The following is a 15,614-nucleotide window of genomic DNA, read 5'->3' as shown; positions in this document are numbered from 1 at the left end:
ACGGTCCCCGTGACGGAGGCAGCAGAGCTCCCCCAGGCACCTGCGGAGGCGCGGGAGGTGTTCGGAGAGCTCTTCCCGGAGGCTGTCCGGTACGCGGAGCTTCTGGCGGATGCCGGGGTCAAGCGCGGTCTGATCGGCCCGCGTGAGGTCCCCCGGCTGTGGGAGCGGCACCTGCTGAACTGTGCGGTGCTCTCCGAGGTCGTGCCCGAGGGCGTCACCGTCTGCGATGTGGGCTCGGGCGCGGGCCTGCCCGGCATCCCGCTGGCCCTGGTGCGACCCGACCTCAAGATCACCCTGCTGGAGCCGCTGCTCCGGCGGACGAACTTCCTCCAGGAGGTCGTCGAGCTGCTCGGCCTGGACCATGTGACGGTCGTGCGCGGCCGGGCCGAAGAGGTTCTCGGGACGCTGCAGCCCGTTCAGGTGGTGACCGCCCGTGCGGTGGCGCCGCTGGACCGGCTGGCGGGCTGGGGCGTTCCCCTGCTGAAGCCGTACGGGGAGATGCTCGCGCTCAAGGGCGACACCGCGGAGGAGGAGATCGCCGGCGCCAGGGCCGCGCTCAGCAAGCTGGGTGTTGTGGAGACCGAGGTGCTTCACGTCGGTGAGGGTGTGGTCGATCCGCTCTCCACGGTGGTCCGTGTCGTGGTGGGCGAGAGCCCGGGCGGTGTGAGGTTCGCCGCAAAGAGGGCCAAGGCCGCTCGCACAGGGCGCACCCGCCGACGTCGCTGAGACGGGCCGCGAAGCGGCGTCGCCATCCGGTCGAGCGCTCCGGACGGTCGGCGTGCGGAGTGTCGTGGCCTGGTAGTTGCTCCGCAGGGGCATCGTGTTTCACGTGAAACGTCGCTCTCTGCTGCAGGGAATCATCAGCCGCGGTCGTGCGGCTGCCACGCCGCGCGACCGCAAGCCCGGACGGGTGGCCGAGTTGTCCACACGCACGGATTCATCCACAGAACAGCGGGCCTCGCTGGTTCACGACCCCGAAAGCATGGCAGGCTCTGTTCATTGCGAGCCTGAAGTCGAGGAGAGTGAATCCTTGCGGTCCGACGCCAACATCGCGGGACCGATGACCGAACCGGTCCCCGGTCCCCGAACCGAGTCCGTGGGTGAGGGTGTTTCACGTGAAACACCGCCGCCGATGGACGACACACCCATCGGCCATGCCGCTCAGCTGGCGGTCGAGGCCCTTGGCCGCGCCGGCGAAGGGCTGCCCCGTCCTGACCGCACCCGCGTCATGGTCGTGGCCAACCAGAAGGGCGGGGTCGGCAAGACGACCACGACGGTCAACCTTGCGGCTTCTCTCGCCCTGCACGGGGCGCGCGTTCTGGTGGTCGATCTCGACCCGCAGGGCAACGCCTCCACGGCTCTGGGCATCGATCACCACGCCGATGTCCCCTCGATCTACGACGTTCTGGTGGACAGCCGCCCCCTCTCCGAGGTGGTCCAGCCCGTGCCGGACGTCGAGGGTCTCTTCTGTGCCCCCGCGACCATCGATCTCGCCGGTGCGGAGATCGAGCTGGTCTCGCTGGTGGCACGGGAGAGCCGCCTTCAGCGGGCGATCCAGGCGTACGAGCAGCCGCTGGACTACATCCTCATCGACTGCCCGCCCTCCCTGGGACTGCTGACGGTGAACGCCCTGGTGGCCGGTGCCGAGGTGCTGATTCCCATCCAGTGCGAGTACTACGCGCTGGAAGGGCTGGGACAGCTCCTGCGCAACGTCGATCTGGTGCGGGGCCATCTCAACCCGGAGCTGCATGTCTCGACGATCCTGCTGACGATGTACGACGGCCGGACGCGGCTCGCCTCCCAGGTCGCCGAGGAGGTGCGTACCCACTTCGGTAAAGAGGTGCTGCGGACGAGCATCCCGCGGTCGGTGCGTATCTCGGAGGCGCCGAGCTACGGGCAGACCGTGCTGACCTACGACCCGGGATCCAGCGGCTCTCTCTCGTACCTCGAAGCCGCGCGGGAGATCGCCCTGCGGGGCGTCGGCGTGCACTACGAGGCTCAGCACGCCCACACGAGCAGTCAGAACAACCAGCAACACGTTGCGGAGGGCCTTCAGTGAGTGAGCGTCGTAGAGGACTGGGGCGTGGGCTCGGTGCGCTGATCCCCGCCGCTCCTCAGGAGAAGCAGGTGCAGACGCCCGGAAACGGCGCGGCGTCCGGCACGGGCCCGGTGCTGACGGCGGAACGCGGGGTGGCCGCCGCGAAGGTGACCGCGCTGCCGTCCTCTCCGGTGGTGCCGGAGCCGGCGTCGGCCCCGGAGGACCGGTCCGAGCAGGGTGTCGGGACGTCCGGTGCGTACTTCGCCGAGCTGCCGATCGGGGCGATCACCCCGAACCCGCGTCAGCCCCGTGAGGTCTTCGACGAGGACGCGCTGGCCGAGCTGGTCGTCTCCATCAAGGAGGTCGGCCTTCTCCAGCCGGTCGTCGTCCGCAAAGTGGGCGCGGACAACTATGAGCTCATCATGGGTGAGCGTCGGTGGAGGGCTTGCCGTGAAGCGGGCCTGGAGCGGATTCCCACGATCGTCCGCGCCACGGACGACGAGAAGCTGCTGCTGGACGCGCTGCTGGAGAACCTTCACCGGGCTCAGCTGAATCCGCTGGAGGAGGCCGCTGCGTATGACCAGCTGCTCAAGGACTTCCAGTGCACCCATGACCAGCTGGCCGACCGGATCGGCCGCTCCCGTCCGCAGGTGTCGAACACGCTGAGGCTCCTGCGGCTCTCCCCGCCGGTGCAGCGCCGGGTTGCCGCAGGGGTTCTCTCCGCCGGTCATGCCAGGGCCCTGCTGTCCGTGGACGATTCCGAGGAGCAGGACCGGCTGGCCCACCGGATCGTGGCCGAGGGGCTGTCGGTGCGGGCGGTCGAGGAGATCGTGACGCTGATGGGCTCGCGGCCCACGAGCTCCCCGAAGTCCAAGGGACCGAGGGCCGGCGGGCGTCTGTCCCCCGCCCTGACCGACCTGGCAACACGTCTGTCCGACCGCTTCGAGACCCGGGTGAAGGTCGACCTGGGGCAGAAGAAGGGCAAGATCGTCGTGGAGTTCGCCTCGATGGAGGACCTGGACCGCATTCTCGGCAGCCTCGCTCCCGGCGAGGGCCGGGTGCTGGAGCGCCGACTCGCCGAGGCGTCCGAGGAGGACGCCGAGGGCTGAGCCTCAGGGGTTCCTCGAAGGGCGGGCCGTGTGCCGGTGCATACCGGAACACGGCCCGCCCTTTGCCCTCTCTCGGTATCCGCATCACCTCTGGGTGGATACGATGCGTTCTGGGACGGCCCATCCACCGTGATCGATCTCAGAGGAGGGCGGAGGCCTTGCGAAGAGTGAGCCGCAGTCGGCTCGTCACAGTCGGTCTCGGCCTGGGTGCCGTCGGGGGATTCGTCGGCAGCCTGTTCCACGAACGGAGCGCGCTGGCGGCCGCACGGGGTGCGGCGGGCGAAGGAAGTGAGGAATCGCCGTCATGGGGCGTCGGCTCGTACCACTCACCCTGGACAACCTTCCGGATCTCCCCGAGCGTTGCCGCTCGTGCGTCTTCTGGGAGCTTGACCCGGTCAGTGGGGAAGCCGCGGTAAAGGCGGGCAAGCCGGAGCTGGAGAAGGAAGCCTGGATTTCCGCGGTTCTCCTGGAGTGGGGGTCCTGCGGCCGGGTGGTCTATGTGGACGACGTGCCGGCCGGGTTTGTGCTCTACGCCCCGCCCGCGTACGTGCCCCGTTCGACGGCGTTCCCGACCAACCCGGTCTCCCCCGATGCCGTGCAGCTCATCACCGGCCTGATCGTTCCCGAGTACCAGGGCCAGGGGCTCGGCCGTGTCATGGTTCAGACGGTGGCCAAGGACGTTCTGCGCCGGGGCTTCAAGGCGATCGAGGCGTTCGGAGACGCACGGTCGGAGCGGGGAACGTGCGTCCTTCCTGCGGATCATCTGCTGGCCGTCGGCTTCAAGACCGTGCGGCCGCATCCCGTGCACCCACGGCTGAGGCTGGAGCTGCGGACGACGCTCTCCTGGAAGGAAGACGTGGAGATGGCGCTCGACCGGCTTCTGGGAGCGGTTCAGAAGGAGCCGGTGTTGCGGCCGCTGTGAGTTGCCGCGCCTCCTGTTGCTATGCGAAACGGGCCCGCCCCTTTCCAGGGGTGGGCCCGTTTCACGTGAAACATCGCGCCGCGGCGCCGCTGGGCGGTCAGGCGCTGATGAAGCCTTCGAGGTCGCGGAGGATCGCGGCCTTGGGCTTGGCGCCGACGATGGTCTTGGCGACCTCGCCGCCCTGGTACACGTTCAGGGTGGGGATGGACATCACGCCGTACTTGGCGGCGGTGGCCGGGTTCTCGTCGATGTTGAGCTTGACGATCTCGATCTGGTCGCCGTGCTCGGCCGCGATCGCCTCCAGCGAGGGGGCGATCTGGCGGCACGGGCCGCACCAGGCGGCCCAGAAGTCCACCAGAACCGGCTTGTCGCTCTTGAGAACGACCTCGTCGAAGTTGGCATCCGTAACGTGCTTCAGGTCGCCGGCCACGGCGGCCTCCTTAGTCTCTTGTGGTGGTGGGGTGTGGTGCGGACGTTCAGACGGCCGGGGTCTTCTCCGGCTCGGCGGGCTCGGCGTCGGCCAGGGCCGCGAGGAAGCGCTCGGCGTCCAGGGCGGCGGAGCAGCCGGTGCCCGCGGCCGTGATGGCCTGACGGTAGGTGTGGTCGACCACGTCGCCGGCGCCGAAGACGCCGGTGAGGTTGGTGCGCGTGGAGGGCGCCTCGACCTTCAGGTAGCCCTCGTCGTCGAGCTCCAGCTGGCCCTTGAAGAGCTCGGTGCGCGGGTCGTGGCCGACGGCGATGAAGAGGCCGGTCACGGGGAGGTCGGAGGTCTCGCCGGTCTTGGTGTTGCGCAGGGTCAGACCGGAGAGCTTCTGGTCGCCCTTGATCTCGGCGACCTCGCTGTCCCAGGCGAACTTGATCTTCGGGTCGGCGAAGGCACGGTCCTGCATGGCCTTGGAGGCACGCAGGGTGTCACGGCGGTGGACGATCGTGACGGACTTGGCGAAGCGGGAGAGGAAGGTCGCCTCCTCCATCGCGGTGTCGCCGCCGCCGATCACGGCGATGTCGTGGTCCTTGAAGAAGAAGCCGTCGCAGGTGGCGCACCAGGAGACGCCGCGTCCGGAGAGGGCGTCCTCGTTGGGCAGTCCGAGCTTGCGGTGCTGGGAACCGGTGGTGACGATGACCGACTTGGCACGGTGGACCGTACCCGCGGTGTCGGTGACGGTCTTGATGTCACCGGTGAGGTCGACCGCGACGACGTCGTCGGGAACCAGCTCGGCGCCGAAGCGCTCGGCCTGGGCACGCATGTTGTCCATGAGCTCGGGGCCCATGATGCCGTCCTGGAAGCCGGGGAAGTTCTCCACGTCGGTGGTGTTCATCAGCGCTCCACCGGCCGTGACGGCGCCCTCGAAGACCAACGGGTTCAGCGAGGCACGGGCGGTGTACAGCGCGGCGGTGTACCCGGCCGGTCCGGAGCCGATGATGATCACATTACGGACGTCGCTCACGGGTTTCTTCCTCGTTTCTGCAGACTGCCTAACTGCCTACGGGGTCGGTCAACGACTCACACCCCACCCAACGGATCCTACGGCTGATGCATTCCCGAAGACGCCGCGGCGGTCGTGGGCGGCCTTCAGGGGCGGTTGTAGGACCGTGTGAGCAGTAGCTGGCCCGAGGACTCCGGGGCGGTGTCCACACAGGCGGAGGCGACGAGGTAGGCCTGCACGCGTGAGGAGTCGCTCGTGTGCGGCAGGACGACGAGATAGGTGTCGGTTCCCCGGTACGTTCCCTCCTCCAGGGCGAGGGCCGGCGTGGTGCGGCCGGTTGCCTTCTGGACGCAGGGCGGCACGGCGACGGCGGGAGCCTTCATGGGGCTCCTGGACGGCTCGGCTTCAGGCGTGAGGGCTTCGTTCGACGACTTGGTGTCGGCCTCCGGGGGCACCTTCTTGGCACCCGGGCTCTCCTGGCTCGCCTCGTCGCCGAGGAGGTCTCGCACCTGGGCTTCGAGTGTGCCGTCCGCGTAGACGGGCGCGCTGCTGTCGGCGGCGCTGACTCCGCTGTCGGTGACCGACTTGGCCGCGTCGTCGGAGGGAGTGAGGTTCTGGAGGAAGAAGACGCTCATCCCGATGACCGCGGCGCCGAAGGCGGTGCCGAGAACCACGGTGCGTCGACGGCGGCGGGCGGGACGACGGCCCGGTCCTGTCGCGGCTGAGGACCGGCCCGCGGGACGGTCCGGGGCAGTGGTGCTGCCACATACGGAAGCGGCCCCGGTGGTCGTCCTGCCGACCGTCGCACCTTCGTCGGTCGTTGTTTCACGTGAAACAACGACCGGCTCGTCCTCGGTGGAAGAGGCGGGGCGGGCTTCCGCCGCGAGAGCCGCGTCGATGCGGGCGGCGATGTCCTCGGGCATCGGCTCGGGGTCGGGCATCGTGCCGAGCAGTCCGCGGATCTCCTCCAGGGAGTTCCGGACCTCTGCACAGAGGTCGCACTCCGCGAGGTGCTGCTGGAGTTCCGCCGTCCGGGAAGGGGTGAGCAGTCCCTCGGTGAGATCGGAGATCTCGGAGACCTCCGGGTGCTGAGCCGTGTCGGCCGTGGGTTTCACGGGCGCCCACCTCCTCCCTTCGTGGCGGCAGGATCGCTTGCTCCTGTGTCTCTGGAGTCTGACGCAGGTGGGACGGATGCTTCGCGCGTCCGGTTCCTTCCGTCCGCGCCGTTCTCCCCGTCGGGGGTCTGTCCTCCGGTTTCCGCGCGCAGATGGCGGACCAGAGGGGCCAGTCTTGCCCGGCCCCGGGCGCACCGGCTCTTCACGGTGCCGGTCGGAACCTCCAGGATGTCGGCGGCCTCCGCCACGGGGTAACCCTGCATATCGACGAGGACCAGGGCTGCCCGTTGTTCGGCGGGCAGCGTGTCCAGGGCCTTCTGGAGCTGACGGTGGAGGTCCTGCCGTACGGCGGGGGCCTCGGCGGATTCGTGGGGCTCCAGGAGTTGGTCGAGCCGTTCGGCGTCGTCCACGGGGGATGTCTTGCGGGAGGCGGCCTTGCGTACTCGGTCGAGGCAGGCGTTGACGGTGATCCGGTGGAGCCAGGTGGTGACGGCGGACTGGCCGCGGAAGGTGTGGGCGGCGCGGAAGGCCTTGACGAGGGCGTCCTGGACGGCGTCGGCTGCTTCTTCCCGGTCCCCCAGGGTCCGCAGCGCCACGGCCCAGAGCCGGTCGCGGTGACGGCGTACGAGTTCACCGAAGGCGTCGGGGTCGCCCGCCACATGCTGGGCGAGCAGATCCGAGTCGCTCGGCGCCTCGGGTGGAACGGAATCCACCGTGCTCCCCCTCCGAACCGGATCCGATGTCACATATGGGCCGCTCCCGGCGAAGCGGTGCGACGGGGAGAAGCCTGCCGTCACGGGCGTGACGGCCGCAACCCTTGTCGCCGCAGGTGCTCGGTGGGTCGGGGCGGACCGCCCCACAGTAGCGGGCTGGTGGGGGCGGTGATCACGGGCCGGTACGCGAAGTCAGGCGTACCGGCCCGTGATCAGCCGAGGACGGAGATGTCGGTGATGCCGCCGCGGTATCCGCCCGCGCCGTCCGACGGGAGTTCCGTGATGTGGATGAGGACGTAGCGCGTGCGGACGGGCTCGTCGAGCGTTTCCTTGAGCGTCGAGCCGGCGACCGTCCGCTTGACGATCTGCTGGTCGAAGTCGGCCGTCGAGGAGGGCGACGTGGCGTCCGGGGACGCGGCGGAGACGGTCGTCGTCTGCCCGCTGCGGTACATGGACACATCGACCCCGGAGACGTCCCGCACCTTGCCGAGGTCGACGATGATGCCGCTGCCCTGCTTGCGCTGGGGGAGGTTGCCGAAGTTGGCGAAGCCCTTGTACTGCGGGGTGACCCAGTGGGTTCCCCGGTCACCGTCCACGGTGTTCGCCACATCGCGCTGCTTGATTCCGGAGCCGTCGGGCATGAACTCCGTGGCCCCCGCGATGTCCAGGGGTTCGGCGGACGGTGCGGGCTTGTCGTCCTTGTTCTTGTCGTCCTCGTTCGGCTCGGTGACGCCGGTGTCGTCGGAGCCCTTGGTCCGGTCGAGCAGCGCTTCCGCGAGCTGCCAGCTGCCGAGGCCCAGGGCGGCGATGAGGAGAGCGGACACGGTCCACTTGAGTACGCGGCCGGTACGGCTCTGCAGGGGCGCCGGAGGGACCGGCATCACGGGCTGCGCGGCGGAGGACGGGTGGGAGGACGGGCGTCCGTACGTGCCCTGCTGATAGGTCGTGCGCTGGTAGGCCGGCGGCGCGGTGAACGTGGGCTCCGGCGGAAGGATGCGCGGCATCGCCGCGACGGCCTTGGCCAGTTCGTCCGGCGTGGTGCAGGGCGGGTCCTGGCGGGAGGCGGTGGCGCCGTCGTTGGCGAGCGCCCGCATCGCGAGCTCGGAGAGGCCGCGGTGGACTCCGGCCCGGACCTGGTCGGGGGCGATGAGGCCCAGGCCCTTGGGCAGCCCGGCGAGCCCGTGGGCATCGTCCCCGTACGGCCAGCGGTGGGTCAGGGCGGCGTACAGGAGGGCGCCGATGGCCTCGGTGTCCGTGCGCAGAGGGCGCTCGGCGGTGATGCCTCGCAGGGCGGCGTTCACGGCGAGGCCGCGGATGCGGTACTGCCCGGTGGAACTGCGCAGGACCGCGCCGGGGGTGAGGCGCAGATGGGAGAGACCTTCGCGGTGGGCGGCGGCCATCGCCTGGGAGAGCTGGCTGACGAGCTGGTAGGCGTCGTGGGCCTCCATCGGTCCGGCGGCCAGCAGAGCGGTGAGCTCGGTGGCGTCCGGCAGCCATTCGTGGACCACGTAGACGAGGTCGTTCTCCTCGACGGCGTCCAGGACCTGGACGAAGCGGGGGTCCCCGAGCAGGGCCGAGGAGCGTGCGGCGGCCAGCACCGAACGGGCCCGCGGGTGGTCGGCGGGAAGCAGATGGACACCCACGGCCCGGCGGAGCTTCTCGTCGACCGCGCGCCAGCTGCTGAAGCCGTCCAGTCGGGTGACGCACTCCTCCAGGCGGTAGCGCCCGGCGAGTTTGTGACCGCTGTGCAGATCGGGTGACGCCGGAACGATCTCGGAACGCTTCCGCCCACCGTCCGTGTTCTCGGTGTCCTTGGGGCTCGCGCCCTTGGTGTCCTCGGCTTCCGCCGTCCCGTCGGTCGTGGCCTCGTCCGCCTTGGCGGTCAGCGGCTTGTCACCGCTGTTGTCGGCCACGTCGACGGCAGCCGTGCTACGTTCCGCCACCGTCGTTCCTGCCTCCCCATCCGTTGCGCGATGCCAGCCAGCCCTGCACAGTCACGCCAATTGTGCCCACACTCCGGCGCTATGCACGACACGCGGAGTGCGGCGATGGTTGTGCGGGCGGGTGCTCATTCAGCGTCCGAGCCGTCCACGGACCATGCCGACCAGGCCGTTGACCTCCTCGATGCGCATCTTCTTCGCCGCGACGAAGAAGATGCCGAGGAGAAGGACGCCGCCGCAGATCAGTGCGGCCAGGGAGCCCAGGGCGCCGGTGCCGGCCAGTTCCAGGACCCCGAAGCCGGCGGCGCCGCCGACGAGCGCGGCGGGCACCGCGGCCATGCAGAGGCGGGCGTAGGTCCGCACGATGTGCGCGCCGTCCAGGTCGCCGCCCAGCCGGTTGCGCAGGCGGCGCCAGGCGACGCCGACGCCGACCGCGTAGGCCAGACCGTAGGAGAAGGCCATGCCGACGACCGCCCAGCGGGCGGGCAGGACGACGTAACAGAGAGCGGAGGCCGCGGCGTTCACGGCGGCCACGATGACCGTGTTGTAGAAGGGGGTGCGCGTGTCCTCGTAGGCGTAGAACCCGCGCAGCACGACGTACTGCACGGAGTACGGGATCAGGCCGAGCGCGAAGGCCATGAGGATGAAGCCCATGGACCGGGCGGCCTCGATGCCGCTGGAGGCGTACAGCAGGGTGGCCATCGGCAGGCCGAGCGCGAGGAAGGTGAAGGCCACCGGCACGATGGCGACGGCCGAGTTGCGCAGTCCCTGCGAGATGTCGTCGCGGACCGCACCCGGGTCGTTGTCGTGGGCCGCCCGGGAGATGCGGGGCAGCAGCGCGGCCATGACCGAGACGGTGATGATGGCCTGTGGCATGCCCCAGATCAGCTGGGCGTTGGAGTAGGCAAGGAACCCGGTGCCGTCGTGGCCCGAGGCGGTGCCGGCCGCTGTGGCGAGCTGAGTGACGACCAGGACGCCCGCCTGGTTGGCCAGGACGAAGAGCACGGTCCATTTGGCCAGCTTGACGGTCTTGCCGAGGCCGTGGCCCTTCCAGTCGAAGCGGGGGCGGAACCGGAAGCCCGTCTCGCGCAGGTAGGGGATCATCGCCAGGGACTGCACGACGAGTCCGAGCAGGGTGCCGATGCCGAGCAGCCGGACGCCCTCCGGCGGGATGGTGTCGACGCCCATCCGCGATTCGGCGGAGGTTCCGTAGACCCAGATGAACAGCCCGAACGTGATGATCATGACGATGTTGTTGAGGACCGGGGTCCACATCATCGCGCCGAACTTGCCGCGGGCGTTGAGGATCTGACCCATCACCACGTGCACGCCCATGAAGAAGATGGTGGGCAGGCAGTAGCGGGCGAAGGTGACGGCCACGCTGTTGGCGGCCACGTCGTCGGCGATCGTGCTGGACATCAGCTGGATCAGCACCGGTGCGACGAGAACGGCGGTGACGACGATCAGGCCGAGTGCGACCATCACCAGGGTCAGGAGCCGGTTGGCGAAGGCCTCGCCGCCGTCCTCGTCGTCCTTCATGGCGCGGACGAGCTGGGGGACGAAGACCGAGTTCAGACCGCCGCCGACGGTGAGGATGTAGATCATCGTCGGCAGGGTGTAGGCGATGGTGAAGGTGTCCCCGAGCATCGCGGCGCCGAGCGCGGCGGTGATCACCAGGGACCGGACGAATCCGGTGAGCCGGGAGACGAGGGTTCCGGCGGCCATGACCGCGCTGGACTTGAGGAGCCCGGAGACCTTGCCGCCGCCCTTGGCGGGCGCGGGTGCCGGAGCCGGTTCGGGCTGGGGCGGTACCGGAGGCTTCCCCGACCCCTCCTGGTCCCGGAAGAGATGCGCGAAGGCGTCCGGCTCCTGTCGGTCGTCCGAGGCCCGGGTCACGAGGTCGTCGACGCCGACGAACTGTGTGGTCGCCGGACGGTCCCCGTACGGCAGGTGCCGGGAGGGCCCCGCCGGCTCGGGGGGCGGGGTCTGGGCCCAGATGCGTGGGTCCGGGGCGTACGGGGCGGGGGGCGGCTGCTGGTAGAGCGGCGCCGGCTCCTGGTAGGTGCCGGGAGGCGGCGGTGGGTGGGCGGCGCGGTCGTAGAGCGCCTCGCCCACCGGGTCCTGGGCGGTCAGGTCCTGCGCCCGGTAGGGGTCGTCGTCGTAGGCCTGCTGGAGGTACGGGTCGGGTTGCTGGAGGTACGGGTCGGGCGGCACGGAGCCGTCCTGGCCCGCGCCCGGAGGAACCGGAGGCCCGCCCGGAGACGCTGCTCCGCCCGCGCCCTGCCCGCGGTCACCGTCGTACGGCGCGTTCATCGAAACCCCTACCTCATCGTCCCCGGCCGACCGGCCACGACAGACATCGCTCAACGGTCCACTTTCTCACCCGTTCCCGACGGGGCCCCGCTTTCCGGTCCGGTGTCCGGAGCCGGGTCACTCGGCTGCTCGGGTCCGTCACCGTTGCCGTCCGCCGTGTCGCTTGCCACGGCGCGCTTGCGGTGGGTGTACATCCTGATGCCCGCCAGCACCAGGAGCAGCAGTCCGCCGGCGATCACGAGCAGCACGGTGGGCGTCACCTCGGAGACCTTCACGGTGAAGGTCATCTCCTCGCCGTACGGCGTGCCGTTCTCCGTGAACAGCCGGGCGGTCACCTGGGCCCGGCCGTTGGCGCTGGTCGCCGTGTCGAACTTCACGGACTGGCTGTGCCCGCCCGCGATGCTGACGGGCAGCTTGGCCGTGGTCCCGTCGTCGTTGAACTTGAGCCGGAGGTTGTCCGAGGTCAGCTGGAGAACCAGCCGGTCCACGCCCTGCACCAGCTTGTTCTGCACGGTGACCGGGATGGTCGCGCTGCGCCCGGAGAGGGTGACGTCGGACTTCTCGATGAGCTGCACCTCGGAGGTGAGGCTCTGCAGGTAGTCGCGGACCGCGTCCCGGTACTGCTGTGCCTCCAGGGACCGCCCGCGCCAGGACGTCGACATCGAGCGGTTGACGGCGTTGCCGAAGGGCGTCACCACGCGCTCGGGCTGCGTCAGGATCGTCTCGAAGCTGTCGAGGGACCCCTGGGTGGTGCGGATGTCCTGGAACGCCTGTGTGGGCAGTTCCTGGGCGCGGAGCTTCTTCGGGTACGCGGAGGCGCGGGGGACCTTGGTGGTGGCCCTCGGGTCGGGCTTCACCTCGGCGGCGGCGACCAGGTCGAGGGGCTGTGTCCACCGGTTGCCGGACAGCCCCTCCAGGGCGCGTGCCATGGTCTGGGCCTGCGCGGCGCTGGGCATCCGTGGCGGGGCCACGACGATGCTGCGCTCGTTGTCCGGTGTCTGCTCGGTCAGCGCGAGAGTCTGGGCCAGGAACTTCTGGACCGCGAGGGTGGAGGCGCCCGCCCTCGACATGTCGCCGTCGAACAGGGTCGACAGCCGGGCGTCCGCGACGACCGCGGTGGTGCCGCCGCCGATCGGCCGTGCCGCGCTCGGCGTGTACGGAAGCGCCGCGGTCTCCCGGAAGCTGTCGCTGCGGGCGATCACGTTGTGAGCGCCCGCCGACGTCGCCACATCGACGATGGAGGAGTCCACTGCGCCGTTCACGGGCCAGGCGAAGTCGGTGGACGGTTTCACGTGGAGGATGGTCTCCACGGTGGTCGCAGCCACCGTGGAGGCGTTCTGCAGATGACTGAGCGTCCCGGAGACGGCTTTGCCGCGGTGGGCGATGGAGGCCAGATCCGGGTCGGCGAACGGCAGCGCGATCACCTTGCCGTCCTCGACCACCTTCTCCAGGGCGGTGAGCCACTGCTTGGCGACGGTCTGGTTCTTGCCCGGGACGGTCGTGTCACCCGACTCGACCTCGTACTTCCCGGCCATCGCCGCGACGCTCGCCAGGAGGTCCGGGTCGATGACCCAGGTCACGGGGAGCCTGCTGCCCAGGGCCACCATCTGTTCCAGGCGGCCGCCGGGCGCCAGCTCCTTGGCGAGATCGTCGTCGGTGAACACGGGGGTCTGCTGTTCGTCCGAGCGGGTCTCCGCCGTGACGTGGGGAGACGCGATCAGCGGCCAGAGGAAGGTGAGCTTCGTCCTCTTGTCGCTCGCCTCGGGCTGCCAGGGCAGGAAGGAGCGCTGGATGCCCAGCACCTGCTCGTAGGGGGCGGTGGTCGTCCGGCCGGAGACCGAGACGCCGAGCTGGTAGACGCCCGGGTCGTCGAGGCCCAGCTTGTCGACGGGAACGGTGAGCGTGAAGTCCTGGCTGATGCCCCTGGCGAGCTTGGGGAACTTCACCGTGTACTTGCCGCCGACGGCGACCGGGTCGACGCCGGGAACGTACGCGGAGCGCTTCGCGGCGTCGTCGACCTCTCCACGCCCGGTGAGTTGTGGCCCGACCCGGAGATCGACCTCGGCGCTGCTGATCGTCTCCTTGCCCCTGTTGGTGACTGTCCCGGAGACGGTCAGGGTGTCGTCCTCCGAGGGCACGCTCGGGGCGAGCGTGTTCAGGGACACATCGACCGTGCGGGAGCCCGTGGGGGCCTTGGCGGGCTCGGCGGCCGGGGCGGCACCCGAGGCCGGAACGGCCAGGAGGCCGGCCATCAGCGGCGCTCCGAGCACCGCCGAGGCCGTGCGCCGGAGCCACCGGCGGGCAGGAGAGGGACGAGTCCCCTGGAAATCTGCCGCCTCGGCCACGCGCCTACCCGTCCCTCGTCGTCGTCAGCTGCTGTCGATCGTTCGGTTCTGCGTCCCCGCATGGTAACGAGACGCGGGGGGCCGAAGTGCTGGGGTCCATCGCACATGATCGCGGCTATCCCGCAGGGCCGCCGTAAACGATGACGTCACGACGGGCCCGTGCACGTACCCTTTTCTGTTGTGCCGAACGCCAACGAAGAGAACGCCAGTGCACTGAGCCAGGTGCAGCACCGCGCGGTGAACGAGCTGCTGCGGGTGTCCCCGGTCGCCGACGACCTCGCCCGCCGATTCCAGGAGGCCGGATTCGGCCTCGCGCTGGTCGGCGGGTCGGTCCGCGATGCTCTGCTGGGCAGGCTCGGGAACGACCTGGACTTCACCACCGATGCCCGCCCCGAGGACGTGCTCAAGATCGTCCGCCCCTGGGCCGACTCGGTGTGGGAGGTCGGGATCGCCTTCGGCACCGTCGGCTCCCAGAAGGACGGCTACCAGATCGAGGTCACGACCTACCGGTCCGAGGCCTACGACCGGACCTCGCGCAAGCCGGAGGTCTCCTACGGCGACTCCATCGAGGACGACCTCGTACGCCGCGACTTCACGGTCAACGCGATGGCCGTCGCGCTGCCGGAGAAGGAGTTCGTCGACCCGTACGGAGGGCTGAAGGACCTCGCCGACCGGGTGCTGCGCACTCCGGGCACGCCCGAGGCGTCCTTCTCCGACGACCCGCTGCGCATGCTGCGTGCGGCCCGTTTCGCCGCGCAGCTCGACTTCGAGGTAGCCCCCGACGTCGTCACCGCCATGACGGAGATGGCCGCGCGGATCGACATCGTCTCCGCGGAGCGGGTCCGGGACGAGCTCAACAAGCTCCTGCTCTCCCAGCACCCGCGCAAGGGCCTGGGGCTCCTGGTCGACACCGGGCTGGCCGCCCATGTGCTGCCTGAGCTTCCCGCGTTGCGGCTGGAGAGTGACGAGCATCACCGCCACAAGGACGTCTACGAGCACTCGCTGACCGTTCTGGAGCAGGCCATCGATCTGGAGGAGGACGGCCCCGACCTCGTTCTGCGGCTCGCCGCGCTCCTCCATGACATCGGCAAGCCGCGGACCCGCCGCTTCGAGAAGGACGGCCGCGTCTCCTTCCACCACCACGAGGTGGTGGGCGCGAAGATGACGAAGAAGCGCATGACCGCGCTCAAGTACTCCAACGAGCTGGTCAAGGACGTGTCGAGACTGGTGGAGCTGCACCTGCGCTTCCATGGGTACGGCGACGGCGAGTGGACCGACTCCGCGGTGCGCCGGTACGTGCGCGACGCCGGTCCGCTGCTGGAGCGGCTCCACAAGCTGACCCGGTCGGACTGCACGACCCGAAACAAGCGGAAGGCCAACGCACTCTCCCGTACCTACGACGGACTGGAGGAGCGCATCGCTCTGTTGCAGGAGCAGGAGGAGCTGGACTCGATCCGCCCCGATCTGGACGGCAACGAGATCATGCAGATCCTCGGCGTCGGGCCGGGGCCGGTGATCGGCAAGGCCTACGGCTTCCTGCTGGAGCAGCGCCTGGAGCACGGCCCCATGGAGCGGGACGCCGCGGTGGCGGCGCTCAAGGAGTGGTGGGCGCGGCAGGACTGACCCAGACCGGGCGATGTTTCACGTGAAACATCACCGACTGGATGTGCCGAGGGGCGTTGTTTCACGTGA

The 15,614-nt window shown here is 69.8% G+C and carries 12 protein-coding genes; 5 read left to right on the top strand and 7 right to left on the bottom strand.

What is annotated here, in order from left to right; genetic code table 11:
* Positions 1 to 9 precede the first annotated feature (9 nt).
* The 4 genes from rsmG (at position 10) to IE145_RS04420 (ending at position 4,069) form a co-directional block, all read left to right on the top strand.
* The gene (gene rsmG, locus IE145_RS04435; protein WP_010071393.1) at positions 10 to 726 is read left to right on the top strand and encodes a 16S rRNA (guanine(527)-N(7))-methyltransferase RsmG; all 717 of its coding nucleotides are present in this window, start codon (positions 10 to 12) and stop codon (positions 724 to 726) included.
* Positions 727 to 982: 256 nt separating this feature from the next.
* Positions 983 to 2,059: a ParA family protein gene (locus IE145_RS04430; protein WP_189519283.1), complete on the top strand. Its 1,077-nt coding sequence runs from the start codon at positions 983 to 985 to the stop codon at positions 2,057 to 2,059.
* Positions 2,056 to 3,147, top strand: coding sequence for a ParB/RepB/Spo0J family partition protein (locus IE145_RS04425; RefSeq protein ID WP_189518973.1), 1,092 nt, complete (start codon positions 2,056 to 2,058; stop codon positions 3,145 to 3,147). The genes IE145_RS04430 and IE145_RS04425 overlap by 4 nt, the downstream gene beginning before the upstream one ends.
* A 304-nt stretch (positions 3,148 to 3,451) precedes the next feature.
* Positions 3,452 to 4,069, top strand: coding sequence for a GNAT family N-acetyltransferase (locus IE145_RS04420; protein ID WP_189518971.1), 618 nt, complete (start codon positions 3,452 to 3,454; stop codon positions 4,067 to 4,069).
* A 97-nt stretch (positions 4,070 to 4,166) separates the two neighbouring features.
* Here IE145_RS04420 and trxA read toward each other — a convergent pair whose 3' ends face one another.
* From trxA to IE145_RS04385, 7 genes are all read right to left on the bottom strand, one after another.
* On the bottom strand, positions 4,167 to 4,499 hold the full coding sequence (gene trxA / locus IE145_RS04415) for a thioredoxin (protein ID WP_189518969.1): 333 nt from the start codon (positions 4,497 to 4,499) through the stop codon (positions 4,167 to 4,169).
* 46 nt (positions 4,500 to 4,545) lie between these two features.
* Complete coding sequence (trxB, locus tag IE145_RS04410) at positions 4,546 to 5,517, bottom strand: thioredoxin-disulfide reductase (RefSeq protein WP_006125994.1); 972 nt, start codon at positions 5,515 to 5,517, stop codon at positions 4,546 to 4,548.
* Between the two features lie 125 nt (positions 5,518 to 5,642).
* Positions 5,643 to 6,611 carry an anti-sigma factor family protein gene (locus IE145_RS04405; RefSeq protein ID WP_189518967.1) on the bottom strand — a complete coding sequence of 323 codons (969 nt, stop codon included), beginning with the start codon at positions 6,609 to 6,611 and terminating at the stop codon, positions 5,643 to 5,645.
* The gene (gene sigM / locus IE145_RS04400) at positions 6,608 to 7,324 is read right to left on the bottom strand and encodes an RNA polymerase sigma factor SigM (protein ID WP_189518965.1); all 717 of its coding nucleotides are present in this window, start codon (positions 7,322 to 7,324) and stop codon (positions 6,608 to 6,610) included. Before sigM ends, IE145_RS04405 begins: the two co-directional genes overlap by 4 nt.
* 212 nt (positions 7,325 to 7,536) lie before the next feature.
* A complete protein-coding gene (locus tag IE145_RS04395; protein ID WP_189518963.1) occupies positions 7,537 to 9,267 on the bottom strand; it encodes a protein kinase family protein in 1,731 nt (576 codons plus the stop codon).
* A 129-nt stretch (positions 9,268 to 9,396) separates the two neighbouring features.
* Entirely contained in the window at positions 9,397 to 11,577 is a 2,181-nt protein-coding gene (murJ, locus tag IE145_RS04390) for a murein biosynthesis integral membrane protein MurJ (protein WP_189518961.1), read from the bottom strand.
* Between the two features lie 50 nt (positions 11,578 to 11,627).
* Complete coding sequence (locus tag IE145_RS04385) at positions 11,628 to 13,922, bottom strand: DUF6049 family protein (RefSeq protein WP_189518959.1); 2,295 nt, start codon at positions 13,920 to 13,922, stop codon at positions 11,628 to 11,630.
* 180 nt (positions 13,923 to 14,102) lie between these two features.
* Here IE145_RS04385 and IE145_RS04380 point away from each other — a divergent pair, with 180 nt between their 5' ends.
* Positions 14,103 to 15,545 carry a CCA tRNA nucleotidyltransferase gene (locus tag IE145_RS04380; protein ID WP_189518957.1) on the top strand — a complete coding sequence of 481 codons (1,443 nt, stop codon included), beginning with the start codon at positions 14,103 to 14,105 and terminating at the stop codon, positions 15,543 to 15,545.
* Positions 15,546 to 15,614 lie beyond the last annotated feature (69 nt).

This window comes from Streptomyces sindenensis (genome assembly GCF_014649035.1).
Lineage (GTDB): Bacteria > Actinomycetota > Actinomycetes > Streptomycetales > Streptomycetaceae > Streptomyces > Streptomyces sindenensis.
Note: the sequence above shows the minus strand (reverse complement) of the source record. Positions and strands in the feature narration are given on the sequence as shown.

What these genes read in the sequence shown, in the direction of transcription:
- IE145_RS04420 (WP_189518971.1), top strand. Translation starts at nt 3,452, where the DNA reads ATGGGGCGTCGGCTCGTACCACTCACCCTGGACAACCTTCCGGATCTC.
- murJ (WP_189518961.1), bottom strand. Translation starts at nt 11,577, where the DNA reads ATGAACGCGCCGTACGACGGTGACCGCGGGCAGGGCGCGGGCGGAGCA.
- IE145_RS04430 (WP_189519283.1), top strand. Translation starts at nt 983, where the DNA reads ATGGCAGGCTCTGTTCATTGCGAGCCTGAAGTCGAGGAGAGTGAATCC.